The sequence below is a fragment of the Hylemonella gracilis ATCC 19624 genome (assembly GCF_000211835.1).
GTDB lineage: Bacteria > Pseudomonadota > Gammaproteobacteria > Burkholderiales > Burkholderiaceae_C > Hylemonella > Hylemonella gracilis.
The window spans coordinates 1-16,519 of the sequence record NZ_AEGR01000058.1 but is presented as its reverse complement, the minus strand read 5'-3'; the positions used below and the strand labels follow the sequence as shown (position 1 = coordinate 16,519).

Annotated in this window: 16 protein-coding genes; 1 reads left to right on the top strand and 15 read right to left on the bottom strand. The window is 64.9% G+C overall.

Going from position 1 to position 16,519, the window contains the following annotated elements:
* Window position 1: 1 nt before the first annotated feature.
* A complete protein-coding gene (locus HGR_RS09415; RefSeq protein ID WP_006297990.1) occupies window positions 2-910 on the bottom strand; it encodes a LysR family transcriptional regulator in 909 nt (302 codons plus the stop codon).
* 171 nt (window positions 911-1,081) lie between these two features.
* Here HGR_RS09415 and HGR_RS09410 point away from each other — a divergent pair, with 171 nt between their 5' ends.
* Window positions 1,082-2,197: a YeiH family protein gene (locus HGR_RS09410; protein WP_006297989.1), complete on the top strand. Its 1,116-nt coding sequence runs from the start codon at window positions 1,082-1,084 to the stop codon at window positions 2,195-2,197.
* Between the two features lie 42 nt (window positions 2,198-2,239).
* On the opposite strand, the gene HGR_RS09405 is transcribed toward HGR_RS09410, so the two are convergent.
* From HGR_RS09405 to HGR_RS09340, 14 genes are all read right to left on the bottom strand, one after another.
* The gene (locus HGR_RS09405) at window positions 2,240-2,764 is read right to left on the bottom strand and encodes a phosphoribosyltransferase (protein WP_006297988.1); all 525 of its coding nucleotides are present in this window, start codon (window positions 2,762-2,764) and stop codon (window positions 2,240-2,242) included.
* A 41-nt stretch (window positions 2,765-2,805) separates the two neighbouring features.
* Entirely contained in the window at window positions 2,806-4,179 is a 1,374-nt protein-coding gene (locus tag HGR_RS09400) for an adenylosuccinate synthase (RefSeq protein WP_006297987.1), read from the bottom strand.
* Window positions 4,180-4,202: 23 nt separating this feature from the next.
* Window positions 4,203-5,411, bottom strand: a complete 1,209-nt coding sequence (locus HGR_RS09395; RefSeq protein ID WP_006297986.1) for an ATP phosphoribosyltransferase regulatory subunit — start codon at window positions 5,409-5,411, stop codon at window positions 4,203-4,205.
* Between the two features lie 130 nt (window positions 5,412-5,541).
* Window positions 5,542-5,730 carry a DUF2065 domain-containing protein gene (locus HGR_RS09390; RefSeq protein WP_006297985.1) on the bottom strand — a complete coding sequence of 63 codons (189 nt, stop codon included), beginning with the start codon at window positions 5,728-5,730 and terminating at the stop codon, window positions 5,542-5,544.
* Between the two features lie 113 nt (window positions 5,731-5,843).
* Complete coding sequence (gene hflC, locus HGR_RS09385; protein ID WP_006297984.1) at window positions 5,844-6,746, bottom strand: protease modulator HflC; 903 nt, start codon at window positions 6,744-6,746, stop codon at window positions 5,844-5,846.
* Between the two features lie 27 nt (window positions 6,747-6,773).
* Window positions 6,774-8,138, bottom strand: coding sequence for an FtsH protease activity modulator HflK (gene hflK, locus HGR_RS09380; RefSeq protein WP_237701398.1), 1,365 nt, complete (start codon window positions 8,136-8,138; stop codon window positions 6,774-6,776).
* A gap of 309 nt (window positions 8,139-8,447) precedes the next feature.
* Window positions 8,448-9,662: a GTPase HflX gene (hflX, locus tag HGR_RS09375; protein ID WP_006297982.1), complete on the bottom strand. Its 1,215-nt coding sequence runs from the start codon at window positions 9,660-9,662 to the stop codon at window positions 8,448-8,450.
* An 80-nt stretch (window positions 9,663-9,742) separates the two neighbouring features.
* Window positions 9,743-10,048 (bottom strand): RNA chaperone Hfq, encoded by a 306-nt coding sequence (hfq, locus tag HGR_RS09370; RefSeq protein ID WP_006297981.1) that lies wholly within the window; start codon window positions 10,046-10,048, stop codon window positions 9,743-9,745.
* 54 nt (window positions 10,049-10,102) lie between these two features.
* Entirely contained in the window at window positions 10,103-11,437 is a 1,335-nt protein-coding gene (gene der, locus HGR_RS09365) for a ribosome biogenesis GTPase Der (protein WP_006297980.1), read from the bottom strand.
* A 20-nt stretch (window positions 11,438-11,457) separates the two neighbouring features.
* Window positions 11,458-12,816 carry a PQQ-binding-like beta-propeller repeat protein gene (locus tag HGR_RS09360; RefSeq protein WP_006297979.1) on the bottom strand — a complete coding sequence of 453 codons (1,359 nt, stop codon included), beginning with the start codon at window positions 12,814-12,816 and terminating at the stop codon, window positions 11,458-11,460.
* On the bottom strand, window positions 12,816-13,520 hold the full coding sequence (locus tag HGR_RS09355; RefSeq protein WP_006297978.1) for a YfgM family protein: 705 nt from the start codon (window positions 13,518-13,520) through the stop codon (window positions 12,816-12,818). The genes HGR_RS09360 and HGR_RS09355 overlap by 1 nt, the downstream gene beginning before the upstream one ends.
* Window positions 13,521-13,533: 13 nt before the next feature.
* A complete protein-coding gene (hisS, locus tag HGR_RS09350; RefSeq protein ID WP_039853078.1) occupies window positions 13,534-14,874 on the bottom strand; it encodes a histidine--tRNA ligase in 1,341 nt (446 codons plus the stop codon).
* Window positions 14,875-14,887: 13 nt separating this feature from the next.
* Complete coding sequence (ispG, locus tag HGR_RS09345) at window positions 14,888-16,195, bottom strand: flavodoxin-dependent (E)-4-hydroxy-3-methylbut-2-enyl-diphosphate synthase (RefSeq protein ID WP_006297976.1); 1,308 nt, start codon at window positions 16,193-16,195, stop codon at window positions 14,888-14,890.
* Window positions 16,195-16,519 (bottom strand): DUF4115 domain-containing protein (locus HGR_RS09340; protein WP_006297975.1); only part of this gene is annotated, 325 nt, incomplete at its 5' end. The genes ispG and HGR_RS09340, both read right to left, overlap by 1 nt.

The window sequence follows — 16,519 nt, the reverse complement described above, 5'->3', positions numbered from 1 at the left end:
GCTAGCGGGTGTCGGCTGCGGCGATCTCCAGGAAACGCGCCGTGCCCCGGGTGATCGCGCGGTCCCGATGACGGATGCAATGCAGCATGCGCTTGAGCGGCGGCAGACCCGGCACGCGATCGGTCAGGGCCACCACCGCCCCCTGCGCCAGCAAATCGGCCACCACGCTGCTCGACAGGCAGCTCACCCCCAGGCCGGCGGCCACCGCGCGCTTGATGGCCTCGGAATCACCGAGTTCCATGTCCACGTTCAAGCGCCCAAGCAAGGGCAGCAGGCTGCGTTCGACCTCTTCGCGCGTGCCGCTGCCCGCCTCGCGCAGCAACCAGGGCGCGTCGGCCAGGTCTTGAAGGGAGGGGTTGCCGCTGGCCAAGGCATGTGTGGCGGCCGCGAAAACGATGAGGTCGTCTTCCCGCCAGGGCTCGATGTGCAGCTGAGGATGATGGCTAGGACCTTCGATGAGGCCGAAATCGACCTCCAGCGCGGCCACGGCAGCGACCACCTCGCCCGTGTTGCCCACCGTCAAGGCCACGCGCGCCTGCGGGTGCGCGCGCCGCAGGGCGGCGAGCTGGGCCGGCACTAGGTAATTGGCGATGGTGGTGCTGGCGGCGATCTGAAGCGAGAACGGTGCGCTGTTGCCCTCTCCTCCCACGCCCAGCAGGCCGGGAAGCTCCTCGGCCTGGTCTAGCAAGGCTTGGGCACGCGGCAACAGCAGGCGCCCGTTTTCGTTCAACACCAGGCGACGGCCGTGTCGGTCGAACAAGGCCCGACCCAGGGACTCTTCCAAGCGAGCCAGGGCCTGGCTGGCGGCGGATTGGGTCAGGGCCAGGGTCTCGGCCGCCCGATGGACGTTTTCCTGCCGGGCTATGGCACAGAACACGTCCAGTTCGCGCAAGGTGAATCGCACCGCCATGAGCAAGTCCTGTCTGGGTCACGACCCGAGAGATTGATAAGTTAAGCCGATCAAACAAAGAATTATTATGCGTTTCCCTTTTCAGGGGGTCATCGGTATCTTCGGCGCATGGCCCGTCCCGTTCCCGCGCACTCTTCCACTGCCAGGTCCCCTGCACGGCGCCTGTCTCCGTTGAAGCCGCTCCTGGCGGGCCTGCGTTTCACCCCCTTGCCCGGCCTGATGCTCACGCTGCTGGTCTCGGCCCTGGCGATGCACTTGGCCTCACACACTTGGGCGCAGCGGCTGGGGCTGTCGGCTTTGACGCTGGCCATCGCCCTCGGTTTGCTGCTGGGGCATACCGTTTACCCCGCGCTGCGCGAGCCGGTCGAATCTGGCGTGGACTGGAGCAAGCAAAAGCTCCTGCGGCTGGGCATCGTGCTGTTTGGCTTGCGACTCTCGTTCCAAGACATCGCCGCCGTGGGCTGGGTGGGCGTGGCATCAGACGCCGCCGTGCTGCTGTCTACTTTCGCCTTGGCTTTGTTCCTAGGACGGCGCTGGCTGAAACTGGACCGGCAAAGCGCGACGCTGGTGGGTGCGGGAAGCGCCATCTGCGGCGCCGCCGCTGTGCTGGCCACCGCCCCCGTGCTCAAGGCGTCGGCGGAACGGGTTGCGGTGGCCGTGGCCACCGTCGTGGTGTTTGGCACGCTGGCGATGGTGCTGTACCCCGTGCTCTACGTCTTGGCCAAGAGCTGGGGCGTCAGCGCCTGGGCCTTTGGCCTGTACACGGGCTCCACGGTGCACGAGGTGGCGCAGGTCGCCGCCGTGGGCCAGGCCCTGGGGCCGGAGGCCGCGAACAGCGCCGTGATCACCAAAATGATCCGCGTGCTCATGCTCGCGCCCTTCCTGTTGGGCCTGTCTTGGTGGCTGGCGCGGCATCCTGCAGCCGGACATGAGACTCAGCCCTTGGCAGACATCAAGTCACCCCAATCAAGAACTGAGTTGACTGGCCACCGCCATGGCCAAGCTCAAGTCCATGTGCCCTGGTTCGCGCTGGGCTTCATCGCCATCGCCGGTTTACGCTCGCTGGACTTGGCACACGGCTTGATCCCACCCGCAATGCTTCAAGCCTTCGTGTGGTTGGGCACTTGGATCCTCGCCGCCGCCATGGTCGCACTGGGTTTGACGACCCATGCCGGGGCAATACGTCGAGCGGGCATGAAGCCCCTGCTGCTGGCCGGTGTACTGTTTGCTTGGTTGTTGATCGGCGGCGCGCTGATCAACGCGACCGCGCACCGCGCCCTGGGCTAAGTCTGCACCATCAACGGCGGCACCGGGCGCGGGCGCGAGAAATTACACCTTCCACTTCGCCAGCAACTCGCTGGGACGCATCTTGTCGTAGCCCTCGAAAGGCTGATGAATCCACGGATCGGTGGGCAGGAATTCGACGGAATAGTCCGCCTGGAACGTCGAGCGCGCCTTGGTCCAGATCACGGCGGTGCGCAGTTCGGTGATCGGGCTGTAGTGGTCACGCAGCATGCGCACCACGGCTTCCAGGGTGTGGCCGGAATCGGCCAAGTCATCGACCAGCAGCACGCGACCGGCAATCTCACCTTGCGGCGTGGTGATGTACTTCGCGATGTCCAGATGCCCTTGGGTGGTGCCCGCATTGGCACGGTAGGAGCTCGTGGACATGATGGCCAGGGGCTTCTCGAAGATGCGAGAAAGAATGTCGCCAGGCCGCATGCCTCCTCGCGCCAGGCACAGGATGGTGTCGAACTGCCAGCCCGATTGGTGGACCTGGATCGCGAGTTTCTCGATGAGGTCGTGGTATTCCACGGAGCTCACGTACAGGTGCTTGCCGTCTTCGGTCAACATGGTCGCGGGTTCCTCTTTGGTGGGGAGCTGCTTGGCAAGCATCAAGCCAGATAGGGGTGCTTCATCAGGATCGTGTGATCACGATCCGGGCTGGTGGAAATCAGATGGATGGGCACGCCCGTCACATGCGCGATGCGCTGCAGGTACAGCCGCGCGTTGACCGGCAACTTGTCGTACTCCGTCACGCCCACGGTGCTGTCGCTCCAGCCAGGCATCGTTTCGTAGATGGGCTTGCAGCGCGCGATCTCATCCGCGCCCATGGGCAGGATGTCGATGGTCTCGCCGTCCAGCTCGTAGCCAGTGCACAGCTTCAGTTCCTTCAGGCCATCGAGCACATCGAGCTTGGTCAGGCACAAGCCCGAAAGGCCGTTGACTTGCGCGCTGCGCTTGAGCAAGGCGGCATCGAACCAACCGCAGCGGCGCGACCGGCCAGTGGTCACGCCCTTTTCAGCGCCCACCGTGCTCATGTGATAGCCGGGCGTGCCGGGAACTTCCCATTCCAGTTCGGTCGGGAAAGGCCCGCCGCCCACGCGCGTGCAATAAGCCTTGGTGATGCCCAGGATGTAGTGCAACATGCCCGGCCCCACCCCCGCGCCGGCCGCCGCATTGCCAGCGACGCAGTTGCTGGAAGTGACATAGGGGTAGGTGCCATGGTCCACGTCGAGCAAGGTGCCTTGAGCGCCCTCGAACAGCAGGTTCTGGCCCTTGTCGTGAGCTTCGTTCAATTCGCGCGAGACATCGGCCATCATCGGACGCAGCAACTCGGCATGGCGCATCGCTTCGGTATACACCGGTTCGAACTGAACCTGCCCGTCCTTGATGTAGGGCGACAGGGTGGGCGGGAAGGCAAATTCGCGCGCGCCGAGGTAGGTGCACAGCACATGGTTGTGCAAGGCCAGCAGTTCCTTCAGCTTCGCGGCGAAACGTTCGGGGTACTTGAGGTCCTGCACACGCAAGGCGCGACGCGCGACCTTGTCCTCGTAGGCCGGGCCAATGCCGCGACCGGTGGTGCCGATCTTCTCGGTGCCACCTTGTTCGCGCGCTGCCTCGCGGGCGACGTCCAGCGCGGCGTGAAAAGGCAGGATGAGCGGGCAGGCCTCGGAGATGCGCAGGCGCGAGCGCACTTCAACGCCAGCCTTTTCCAGGCCTTCGATTTCCTCGAACAACTTGGCCGGGGAAAGCACCACGCCGTTGCCGATGTAGCAAGTCACGCCCGCGCGCATGATGCCGCTGGGAATCAAGTGCAGCGCGGTTTTCACGCCGTTGATGACCAGGGTATGACCGGCGTTGTGACCGCCCTGGAAGCGCACCACGCCTTGGGCACTTTCAGTCAGCCAGTCCACCAGCTTGCCCTTGCCCTCATCACCCCACTGGGTGCCCACGACGACGACGTTGCGTCCTTTGCTTGTGTTCATGCTTTGCTTCTTTGCTTGTCGGTTCAGACCGTGTGAGGTTGGGAGGCAATGGCGCGGACACCCCAGGTGCCCCCGCTGTCGATCAATTCGCGGTCGCAGTGGAATTCGTCCACTTCACTCTCATGGCCGGGCAGCACACAGACCACGGTTTCGCCTTGCGCCCGCAAGCGCGCGATGGCGGCGCGCAGATCGGTCGCCGCCGGCTCGTCACCCGGCCAAGGCGCGCGGATGGCCGCGCGCAAGGCACGCGCAGGTACCGCGCCCACCAGGGTCTTCAGATCCAGGCTGAAACCCACGGCGGGCCGCTTGCGGCCAAAGACAGCCCCCACCTCGTCGTAGCGCCCGCCGCGCAAAAGCGCATCGCTCACGCCAGCGGCGTAGACGGCGAAACGCATGCCGCTGTAATAGCCATAGCCACGTAGATCTGCCAGATCAAAGCCGACGGAAACGCCGGTGCGCCCACCCAGGCTGCGCGCCAGCCAGCGCAAGCCCGCTAGGGCTTGTCCAACTGCGGGCAAAGCGGGCAGCACACGGGCCGCTTCATCGAGCACCTGGGCATCCCCATAGAGCCCGGGCAAGGCCAGCAAGCCTTGGCGCGCCTGGGCGGACAGGCCCGTCAAACCACGCACCAACCCCGCGAGTGTCGGAACATCCTTGGCCGCCAGCGCGGCATGGATGGCTTCCTTGACCTCGGCACCCAGGGGAGCCACGCCTTCGCTTTCAAGCAGCGCACTGACGATGCGGGCGTCCGCAAGGTCCAGCGTGTGCGCGGGCAACCGGGCTGAACGCAGGCAGTCCAGCGCCAGCTCCAAAATTTCAAGATCGGCCTCGGCGCCGGCGTGGCCGTAGATTTCGGCGCCAAACTGCATCGGCTCGCGCGTCGCGTGGGCGCTGGCTGGCCGGGTATGGACCACCGGACCGCAATAGCACAACCGTGCCACGCCCCGGCGGTTCAGCAAATGCGCGTCGATGCGCGCCACTTGCGGCGTGGTATCGGCCCGCAGGCCCATGGAACGACCCGAGAGCTGGTCGACGAGCTTGAAAGTCTGAAGGTTCAGTGCCTGGCTGGCCCCACTCAGCAGGGAGGTCAGGTACTCAAGCAGCGGGGGCGTGACCAGTTCGTAGCCGTAGGCACGCGCCGTGTCCAACAAGTCGCGTCGAAGCTCCTCGATGTGTCGGGCCTCGGAAGGCAGTACGTCGGCGATGTGATCCGGCAGCAGCCAGGCGGACATGGGAAACAGGAGTGCTGTTAAAAATGGGATTCTACCCGCCTGAACCGAGGCGGCATGCCCTGCCTGGCAGGGGCTGCCGACGCGATGCTGGGCCCCGCGCGACGGTCTCCAGCCGCCGCCCGGCAGGTACTCAGGCCAGCAGCCAGATGCCGATCAGGCCCAGCACGATGCTGCAAAGGCCGAAAAAACGGATCTGCCCGTCGTTGAGTTGCAGCATCTGGCTGAACATGCGACGCCAGCCGCCGGGCGAGATGAAAGGCAGTAGTCCCTCCACCACGAGCACCATGGCCAGTGCCGTCCAGAATGTTGAGCTGTCCATGTCACAAAAGCCGTCTGACGCGGGGCGACAAAAGTCGAGCTGATCACTCGCCGCAGCGCCTTAGCGCGCAAGCACGGTACCGCGCACCGCGCCTCGTACGTTGCGGGAGCTGATCACTTAGCCGGCGCGGCCGCGGGAGCGCCCTGACCCCGGAAGACGCGGAAGAACTCCGAGCCGTTCGGGTCCAGCACCATGACGTCACTCTTGCTCGCGAAGCTGGCCTTGTAGGCTTCCAGGCTGCGATAGAACCGCGCGAACTGAGGGTCACGGCCAAAGGCATCGGCGTAGACGCGCGCGGCCTCGGCATCGCCCTCGCCCTTGATCTTCTGTGCGTCGCGGTAGGCATTGGCGACCGTCACTTCGCGCTGGCGATCGGCGTCGGCGCGGATTTTCTCGCCCTCGGCGGCACCCGTCGAGCGCAGTTCATTCGCAACGCGCTTGCGCTCCGCCTCCATGCGTCGGTAAACGGATTCGGTGATGGACTCCACATAGTCCACACGGGTGATGCGCACGTCAACGATGTCGATGCCCCAGGGCTTCTCGCCGCGCACGGCGCCCAGCACCTCGGCCTTCACGTCGGACATCAGGGCCTCGCGCTTCGTGGACAGCAGCTCACGCACGGTGCGGCGGTTGATCTCTTCCTGGAAGGCGTTGCGCACGACGCGCTTGAGTTGATTGGCGCCCGCCTGCTCGTCCACCCCGACGTTACGGATGTACTGACCCGGATCGGTGATGCGCCAGCGCACGTACCAGTCGATCACGACGCGCTGCTTTTCGGCGGTCAACATCGGCTCTGCATCGGTGCTGTCCAGCGTGAGCAGGCGTTTGTCGATGTAGGTGACGTTCTGGAACGGCGGCGGCAGCTTGAAGTTCAAGCCTGGTTCCGTGATGACGTCCTTGATCTGGCCGAGTGCGTAGAGCACACCGAACTGCCGTTGGTCAACGACGAATAACATGGAGCTTGCCAGTGCCAACAGCACCAGCAGCGACGAAATGATGAATCCAAGCCGGTTCATGTCTGTACTTCCTTGTTCTTTCCGGACTCAGCGGGTTTCACGCTCGCGCGAACGTTGGTTCGCCCGCGAACGCGCATCGTTGAGCGCGCCTGCGGAAGCGCCGTCCGCGCTGCTGGCCGGGGCCGGACCCTGCATCACGGGCTGCGGTGCGAAATTCGCCGCAGGATCGCCGCCCTGCTGCAGCAACTTGTCGAGGGGCAGGTAAAGCAGGTTGCCGCCTTGCTTGGTTTCGACCAGCACCTTGGTGACGTTGCCGTAGATCTCCTGCATGGTCTCGATGTAGAGACGATCACGCGTGACCTGCGGTGCACGCTGGTATTCAGCCAACACCGAACGGAAGCGCTGAGCATCACCCTGGGCCTGGGCAACGATGCGGGCCTTGTAGGCTTCGGACTCTTCCTTCAGGCGCGAGGCCGTACCGACCGCGCGGGGCACGACGTCGTTGGCATAAGCCTGGGCCTCGTTCTTCAGTCGCTCACGCTCCTGCCCGGCCTTGAGCACGTCGTCAAAGGCAGCCTGCACCTGCTCGGGGGGGCGCACACCGCCCTGCTGCAAGTTGATGCCCACGATTTCGATGCCGACCTTGTAGCGATCGAGAATCTGCTGCATGAGGTTGCGCAGGCGCGGCGCGATCTGGTCGCGCTCCTCGGACAGCGCCAAATCCATCTTCATCTTGCCCACCACCTCGCGCACGGCCGTCTCGGCGGCTTGGACCACCGCGGCGGACGGGTCGCGGCTTTCGAACAGGTAGGCTCGCGCGTCATTCAGGCGGTACTGAACGGCGAACTTGATTTCGACGATGTTCTCGTCCTCGGTCAGCATGGCGGATTCACGCAGGCCCGTGGAGCGGATCACCACGTCACGCCCCACGTCAACGGAGCGAATCTGGGTCACGAAGACCAGCTCATGCCGCTGGATCGGATAAGGCAAGCGCCAATTGAAACCTGCACCCACCGTGCTGTGGTAGCGCCCGAATTGGGTCACCACGGCTTGCTGACCTTCCTGCACGATGAAGAACCCGGTACCGAGCCAAATCAGCAAGGCAATGCTGGCGATCAGGCCGATACCGAAACCGGCGCTCTTGGCATTGCCGCCGCCCGAGCCACCCCGGTTGTTGCGCCCGCCCCCTTGACCGCCGCCGAACAGGCCGGACAGTTTGCGGGTGAAATCACGCCACAGTTCGTCCAGATCCGGCGGTCCCTGGTTGGGTCCCTGCGAACGGCCACGACCCGCACCTTGCGAGCCCTGGGCAGACTGAGGGGATTCGGATTCAGGACGCTCATTGCCAGACCCTGAGTTGCCCGAACCCGATGCATCCTGGGGCGACGATTGAGACGGCGAGGACGCGGTGTCGTCACTGCGACCCCAGCGCGGATCGTTCAGGTTGAACATGCCACGCAGGCGCGCCCACCAGTGGCTGCGACGGGAGGTTCGCGGTTTTTGCGCATTCACGTCCGCTTGCGGGTCGTGCTTCAACTCGTCAGCGGAATGTGCAGGAAAATTCATTCTTTGTGCTCTCTATTCTGGCTTTGCGCGGAATGCCGGATGGCGTGCCTGGTCAAGGCGCGGCGAACCAACGCTCGCGAAGCTTGCATTGTGCCGAATCCCCGCGCGCTTGCATCAATATCTGGATGGCTCCTCAGGCTATTGGGGGCGATACACGCTCGCAAGCATTGAGCTTGCCGCGTTTGCGCAACACCCTCAGACCGATTGGATGGTCTGATCCTGAGCCAAGGACTCAAGGCGCTGAGCCTCGACCTGCCGGGCCAGCGAGAGCACCCGCGCCGACAACATCTGGCGCAAGTTGGCCAGCCCCTCTCCGCTGCGGGCACTCACGAAGACGCGGGGCGTTTCGAAGCCATCGAGTTCATACCGGTCCTGCAAGACCGTCGGCCTGCGATCTTCCGCCAAGGCGTCCAGTTTGTTGAACACGAGGATCTGCGGAATGCCCTCCGCACCGATCTCCGCCAACACCCGCTGCACTTCGGCGATCTGCTCGGGGAAATTGGGGTTGGCCGCATCGACCACATGCAACAGCAAATCGGCGTCGACCGCCTCTTGCAGGGTGGCTTGGAAAGCGTCGATCAGGCCGTGCGGCAGGTCGCGGATGAAGCCCACGGTGTCCGAAAGCGATACGCTGCGGCCAGCGGGGGCCCCCATCAGCAACGGGTCGGGCGCCTGCCCCGCCGCTGCCTCGTCGGCCGCCAAATACAGCTGGCGCGTGGTGGTGTCCAGGGTCGCGAACAATTGATCAGCGGCGTAGGCACGTGCCTTGACCAAAGCATTGAACAAGGTGGATTTGCCCGCGTTGGTATAGCCAACCAGCGAAATGTTGTAGGCGTCACGCCGCTCTCGCTGCCGGCGCTGGGTCTGGCGCTGGCGCTTGACCTTGACCAGACGATCCTTGGTGCGCTTGATCGCGTCGGCGATCATGCGACGGTCCAGTTCGATTTGCTTTTCACCAGGACCGCCACGCAGGCCCTGCCCACCCGTCTGACGCTCCAAGTGAGACCAGCGCCGAACCAGGCGGGTGCTCAAGTACTGCAAGCGCGCCAATTCGACCTGCAACTTGCCCTCGTGCGAGCGGGCACGCTGCGCGAAGATTTCCAAGATGAGCAGAGTTCGATCATTGACGGGCCGCTCGAGCACGCGCTCGAGATTGCGCTGCTGGGCCGGGCTCAGGGCCTGGTCAAACAGGATTTCGCTGGCACCGAGTTGCTGGGCCAGGAGCTTGATTTCTTCGGCCTTCCCGCTGCCAACGAACAAGGCCGCATCCGGTGCCTTGCGTTTGCAGGTGATGCGACCCAGGGGATGCAACCCGGCGGTTTCAGCGAGGAGGCCCAGCTCCTCGAGCTCGCCATCGAAATGCGGGGCGCCGAAGTCAACACCGACCAGTATGGCGCCCGTGTCGGGCAAGCCGAATGCACGCGCACCCGCATCGGACGAACCGTTTGCGGGTGCGGAAGTGGAAGGTTCAGCCAAGCTTGGCAGGCGCCTCAGGAAGCGCTATCACCGTTCTCGGCGCTAACCGAGAAATTCACCGCGCGTCCGGGGACGATGGTGGAGATGGCATGTTTGTAAACCATCTGGGTCACGGTGTTGCGCAGGAGGACGACGTACTGGTCGAAGGATTCGATCTGCCCTTGCAGCTTGATGCCGTTCACCAGATAGATGGAAACCGGCACATGCTCACGACGCAAGGTATTGAGAAAAGGGTCTTGCAAAAGCTGGCCTTTGTTATTGCTCACGATATTCTCCGTGTTCAAGTAGTGGAGGAAGAGCCGCCACAATACCACAGCCATCCCGCGCTGCCTATGCGGGCACCTTATTCCACAGATTGTTTTGATCCTTCTTGCTCAATCCTTGTCGGTGTAGGGATTGGTGGAAGTTTTCATTTCGATGCGCAAGGGGGTTCCCGTCAAGTCGAACTCCTTGCGGAACCAGCCTTCCAGATAGCGCTTGTAGGCGTCGGAGACGTGTTCCAGAGAATTGCCATGCACCACGATCACCGGTGGGTTCATGCCCCCCTGGTGAGCGTACCGGAGTTTAGGCCGATACATCCCGCTTTTCTTTGGCGTCTGGAACTGCACGGCCTGCTGCAGCAGACGCGTGAGCACGGGGGTGGACATCTTGCGGTTGGCCGCTTGGTGCGCCTTCAGCATGGACTTCCAGAGTGGCTCCAGACCCTGACGCTTGCGCGCCGAGATCAAGTGCAGGTTCGCGAACTTCAAGAAGGTCAGGCGGGTCTCCAGCTGGCGCTGCAACTGTTGGCGCTGGTAATCATCCACCGCGTCCCATTTGTTGACCGCCAACACCACGGCACGGCCACTCTCCAGGATGTAGCCCGCGATGTGCGCGTCCTGATCCGTGACACCCTGGGTGGCGTCAAGCAACAGGAGCACCACGTTGGCGCTCTCAATGGCCTGCAAGGTCTTGACGACCGAGAACTTCTCGACCGCCTCGAACACACGCCCCTTGCGACGCAGCCCAGCGGTGTCGATCAGCTCGAATTTCTGACCCTGTCGCTCGAAAGGCACGCGGATGGCGTCGCGCGTGGTGCCCGGCATGTCGAAGGCAATCAAGCGCTCCTCGCCGAGCCAGGTGTTGATCAAGGTGGATTTGCCCACATTCGGACGTCCCGCGACGGCGAACCTGATCACGCCGGGTTCGACGGCGTCTTCTTCGTCCTCTTGCGGCAGGTTCAGCGGCTCCAGCGCCTGGTCCACGAGAGTGCGCAAGCCCTGGCCATGGGCCGCGGAGACGGGCAGCACTTCGCCCAAGCCCAGTTCGTAAAACTCAGCCAGTTGAGCACCTTCCTGCATGCCCTCGGCCTTGTTGGCCGTGAGCACGCAGGGCTTGCCCAGCTTGCGCAGGTAGTTGGCGATGTCGTGATCCTGCGCGGACAGACCCGCGCGCGCGTCCACCACGAAGATCACCGCATCGGCCTCGGCCACCGCCTGACGCGTCTGGTTGGCCATTTCCTTGTAAATGCCCGTCTCGGCGGTGGGCTCGAAGCCGCCGGTGTCGATCACGATGAATTCGCGCCGACCCTGACGACCATTGCCGTAGTGGCGGTCACGGGTCAGACCCGCGTAGTCGGCCACGATGGCGTCACGCGTCTGAGTGAGGCGGTTGAAGAGGGTCGACTTGCCGACGTTGGGGCGGCCCACGAGGGCCAACACGGGTTTCATTTGGGGCATTGTGCTTGATCTCAGGGCTGAGGCCGTGCCGAGGGCCCCAGCCGCAAGCCATGCACCACGCCATCCCGAGTCATCGTCACCAAGGTGTTGCCCGCGAGCACCGGCGTCGACGCGATGCCGCGGCCCGGACCAAACTGGCTTTCAATGCACGCGTAACGCGCGGCCACACCACGCCCCTCGATGCGGCAAGGACCTTGCGGACGCGACGCCTCGGCCGTGTCAAACCGCGCTTGCAAGGCGCCGCCCGTGCGGGAGAGGAAATGCAGCAGACCGGCATCGTCGCCCACCACCAGGCCCTCCCCGAGCACCAACGGCGCCGTCGAAGCGCGGAAACGCAAGGCATTGCTGGACCAGGCCGGCTGACCATCGCCGCGCCGCCATGCCTGCACCGTTCCATCGAACTCGACGCCAAACAAGAGGGCGGCGTCACCCCCGGCCGCATCGCCACTCAAGCCCGTGGCGCCCGAAGCCTTCTGCGACCAGCGCAACACGCCCCCGCCCTGCCCGGCCCGCGCATCGACGCAAGCCACCGACACCTGAAAGGCGCGCACGCAAACTTCCGTGCCCTGGCGCGCAACTCCCGCGACCAGGTCAGACAAGCGCTCCACGTCATTGGTGCCGCGCGGGCTGGCCACCACCGTCTCCCAGCGTGCCGCGCCATTCGTCGGGTTCAGTCCCGCCAGGCGACCACCAAAGCCCGCGACCAAGGTGTCACCAACCGCCATCAACAAGCCAGACTGGCGCAGGATCAGGGGATCTCCGCTGCGCGTCTGCTGCCAGAGTCGAAAGCCCGTCTGCCCATCGTAGGCGCTCACGCTGCGGTCAGCACCCAGGACGAAAACACGAGCCCCCGCCACGAGAGGCGCCGTGTAGGACGGCGCGGACAGGCGCTGGCGCCAGATTTCCTTGCCCGCTTGGAGCGCCACCAGTTCGTTGCCGCGCGTGACGACGGCGACGGTGCGACCATCGTGCCCAACACCCGCCGTCAGTGTCGTGTTCAAGTCCACGCGCCACAGCGATTCGCCCGTGCGTGCATCGATCAAGGCCACGCGGCCCGGATCGGTGGCCACCGCGACCACCGCGCCACTGCCACTCACACCATCGGCGCCTGCCGACGCGGACGGCGTGGACTGAACGACCACGGGAAAAGTGACTGAGCCGCCCAAATCCACCCGCCACACTTCGCGCACCGTGAACTGTTTCGGATCAGGGGGCAAAGGCGCGGGTTCGGGCCGGGGGGGCGCGCTGGAGCAGGCGACCAAGGTGGCCGCGAGGAAGACCACGGGAAGAATGGATGTGAACAGGCTCTTGCCCGAGACACCCAGGCCCACCCAGCCGCGCTCGCGGCGCAGACTCAGCATCCGCTGCATCACCGGACCTCGGCGGGCGCGGCGGCGGGCGGCTGGATGCCGAGCGCAGCCAGCTTGGCGTCCACCACTTGGCGGTAGTTGCCGCCCGGACCGGCTTGAGATTCCAGGCCTTGCCAGGCTTTCAGGTATTCCGATCCAGCTTCGGCTTTCTTGCCTTGCGCCAGATAGATGTCACCCCGGCGGTCCGCGGCCAATGCCGCAAACTCAGCCGGGAAATCGGCGTTGAGCTGGGCGAGCGCGGCGTCATAGGACTTCGCATCCAGCAACAAGCCCGCCAATCGCAGGCGAGCCAAGGCACGGTAGCCTTGGTCGCGCCCCTCCTCGGCCAACCACTGAAGCGCCGCGCGGGCGGCTTCCAAGCGTGTGGGCTGGGTGAGGCCAGCTTGAGCATGCACTGCCGCGACCTGCAAGGCCGCTTGCTGGGCCTGCGCGGTGCGTGGGAAACGGTCTTTCATGTCGGCAAGCGCGCGCGTCAGGCGCGCACCGTCCGGGTCGGCACCCGGGTCGGCCGCGATGCGCTCCAGTTCTTCGTAGAGCGCCGTGGCCTGTGTTGCCTGGCGGTTTTGCCAAGCCTTCCACCCCCACCAGCCCGCGAGCGCGAGCAATGCGACCACCAGGATGGCTGTCAGCAGGTTGCCGTGTTGCTTCCAAAAATGCTTGATCTGCGCAAGCTTCTCTTGTTCTTCGAGGTCGAAATGTGCCATTCAATAAATTCCATCAAGCCTGTGATTCTAGAAGGGCGGCCCAGTGCGCAGCCTGGGCCAAGGCCTGGCGGCTTTGGGCACCGGCGCCACCGCCCTGCATGCCCTCGCGCAAGGCCTTGAGCGTCACCTCGCCCGCGGCCAATTCCTCTTCGCCAAAGACCAGCGCCCAGGCCGCGCCGCTGGCATCGGCCTTCTTGAACTGGGACTTCATGCTGCCGGGGCCGTCCACCCCGCCCGCGTGCTGCACCACGCGCAGGCCACGCGCGCGCAAGGCCTCCAGAGTGGTCATCACGGGCGCCAGGGGCGTGCCCGGTGGAACGATCGCGTAGACGTCGGGCGCCGTGCCGGGCATGGGCAGGTTCAGATCCTGGGCCAGCAGGAGCAGGCGCTCAATGCCCAGGCCAAAACCCACTGCGGGCGCGGGCTTGCCGCCGAGCTGGCTGATGAGTCCGTCATACCGGCCACCGCCGCAGACCGTGCCCTGGGACCCCAGCTGATCGGTGACCCACTCGAAGACGGTGAGGTTGTAGTAGTCCATGCCGCGCACCAATCGCGGGTTCACGCGGTATTCCAAACCCGCCGCGTCCAACGTGGACTTGACCGCGTCGAAGTGCGCCAACGACTCGGCCCCGAGGAAATCGAAGAGCCGGGGCGCGGCCTCGATCAGCGTCTGCATCGCCGGGTTCTTGCTGTCCAGGATGCGCAGGGGATTGCTGTGCAGGCGGCGCTGGGCGTCTTCATCCAGTTGCGAGGCGTGTTGCTCGAAATGGCGGATCAGGGCCTCGCGGTGTTGCCGGCGCTCCTCGGGCTGCCCCAGGCTGTTGAGTTCCAAGCGGACATGCTGGCCTTCGATCAGGCCCAGCTCGCGCCACAGGGAGCGGGCGACCAGGATCATCTCGGCGTCCACGTCCGGTCCGGCAAAGCCCAGGGCCTCGACGTCCAGTTGATGGAACTGGCGGTAGCGACCCTTCTGCGGACGCTCGTGACGGAACATCGGCCCCAGCGTCCACAGGCGCAGCGGCCCGTTGTAGAGGGCGTTGTGCTCGATCATGGCGCGCACGATGCCGGCCGTGCCCTCTGGGCGCAGCGTGAGCTTGTCACCGTTCATGCTGTCGGTGAAGGAGTACATCTCCTTCTCGACGATGTCAGTCACCTCCCCCAGGCCACGCACGAAAAGCGCGGTCGGCTCGACGATGGGCGTCAGGATGTACTGGTAGCCATAGCGCGCCAGCACCTTGCGCACCGCCGCCTCGAACCACTGCCAACGGGCGGAATCGGGCAACTTTTCCGTGCGCGGCACGCTGGCCGGCAGGATGTCGTTCATCCCTTTTACCGCGACAAGTTTTTCAGTCATGGGAGAGGAAAGTTCATGCGGTCTCGGCCGCGCGGCCGAAACGCTTTTCAATGTAGTTTTCGACGATCTTGTGGAACTCGGCGGCGATGTTGTCACCACGCAGGGTCAAAGCCTTTTCGCCATCGATGAACACCGGCGCGGCCGGCGATTCGCCCGTGCCGGGCAGGCTGATGCCGACGTCGGCGTGCTTGCTTTCGCCGGGACCATTGACGATGCAGCCCATCACGGCCACCTTCAGGGTTTCCACGCCCGGATACTGCTTGCGCCAGACCGGCATCTGCATGCGCAGGAAGTCGTCGATCTGCTTGGCCAATTCCTGGAAGGTTGTGCTCGTGGTGCGTCCGCAGCCCGGGCAGGCCGTGACGCTGGGCACGAACACCCGCAGTCCCAGCGCCTGCAGGATCTCGGAAGCGATCACCACCTCCTGCGTGCGCGACTCACCCGGTTGCGGCGTCAAAGACACTCGGATGGTGTCGCCGATGCCTTCCTGCAGCAGCACGGACATGGCCACCGCCGACGCCACGGTGCCCTTGGTGCCCATGCCGGCCTCGGTCAGGCCCAGGTGCAGAGGGTAATCGCAGCGGCGCGCCAGCTCGCGGTAGACGGAAATCAAATCCTGCACGCCGCTGACCTTGCAGGACAGCAGGACCTGCTCGGGCGCCATGCCCAACTCAACGGCGAGTTGCGCGGATTCGATGGCGGAGGTCACCAGGGCCTCGTACATCACGGCCTTGGCGTCCCAGGGCTGGGCGCGGCGGCTGTTCGCGTCCATCAGACCCGCGAGCAATTCCTGATCCAGGCTGCCCCAGTTGACACCGATGCGCACCGGCTTGTTCCACTTCAAGGCGGCCTCGACCATCTGGCCGAACTGCTTGTCCTTCTTATCGCCCTTGCCCACATTGCCAGGGTTGATGCGGTACTTGCTGAGCGCTTCGGCGCAGGCCGGGTACTGCGTGAGCAAGGTGTGCCCGTTGTAGTGGAAGTCACCGATCAAGGGCACTGCGATGCCCATGCGGTCGAGCTGTTCACGGATGTGCGGCACGGCCTGGGCGGCTTCGGGCGTGTTGACCGTGATGCGCACCAACTCGCTGCCCGCCTGAGCCAATTCCTTGACCTGGATGGCGGTGCCGATCACATCGACCGTATCGGTGTTGGTCATGGACTGCACGCGCACCGGCGCGTCGCCGCCCACGGTGACCACATTCGCCCCCCAGACCACTCGGGCCTGGCGGCTGCGGCGAGGGCGCGGCGCGGCCTGCGGGATCGGCCCCACCGACGGTGTGCCGGCGGCCTGCGGATCGGACTGGCGATCCAAGGACATCACTGCACCTCGAACTTGGCCTGGCCATTCTGGACGGTCGGCGTCAAGTCAAAGGGACGGCCGCGCACTTGCACGTCGGTCACCTCGGGACGCCCCACCACCACCGTCAACGGGAAGGGACCATTGACCACGCCCACCGGCTTGTTGGCTTCGAGCACGCGGTTGATGCGGATCGTTCCGCTGGCGTCGGTCACCTGGACCCAGCCCGGCTCGCGCAAGCGGAAAACAACCGCGCCCGAGCGGGCAAACTTGGGTTCATCCTCGTCATCGGTGGCCGGCGCCTGGGGGGCGGGGACTGCAGCGGCGGGTTGCGCAGCCGCAGCC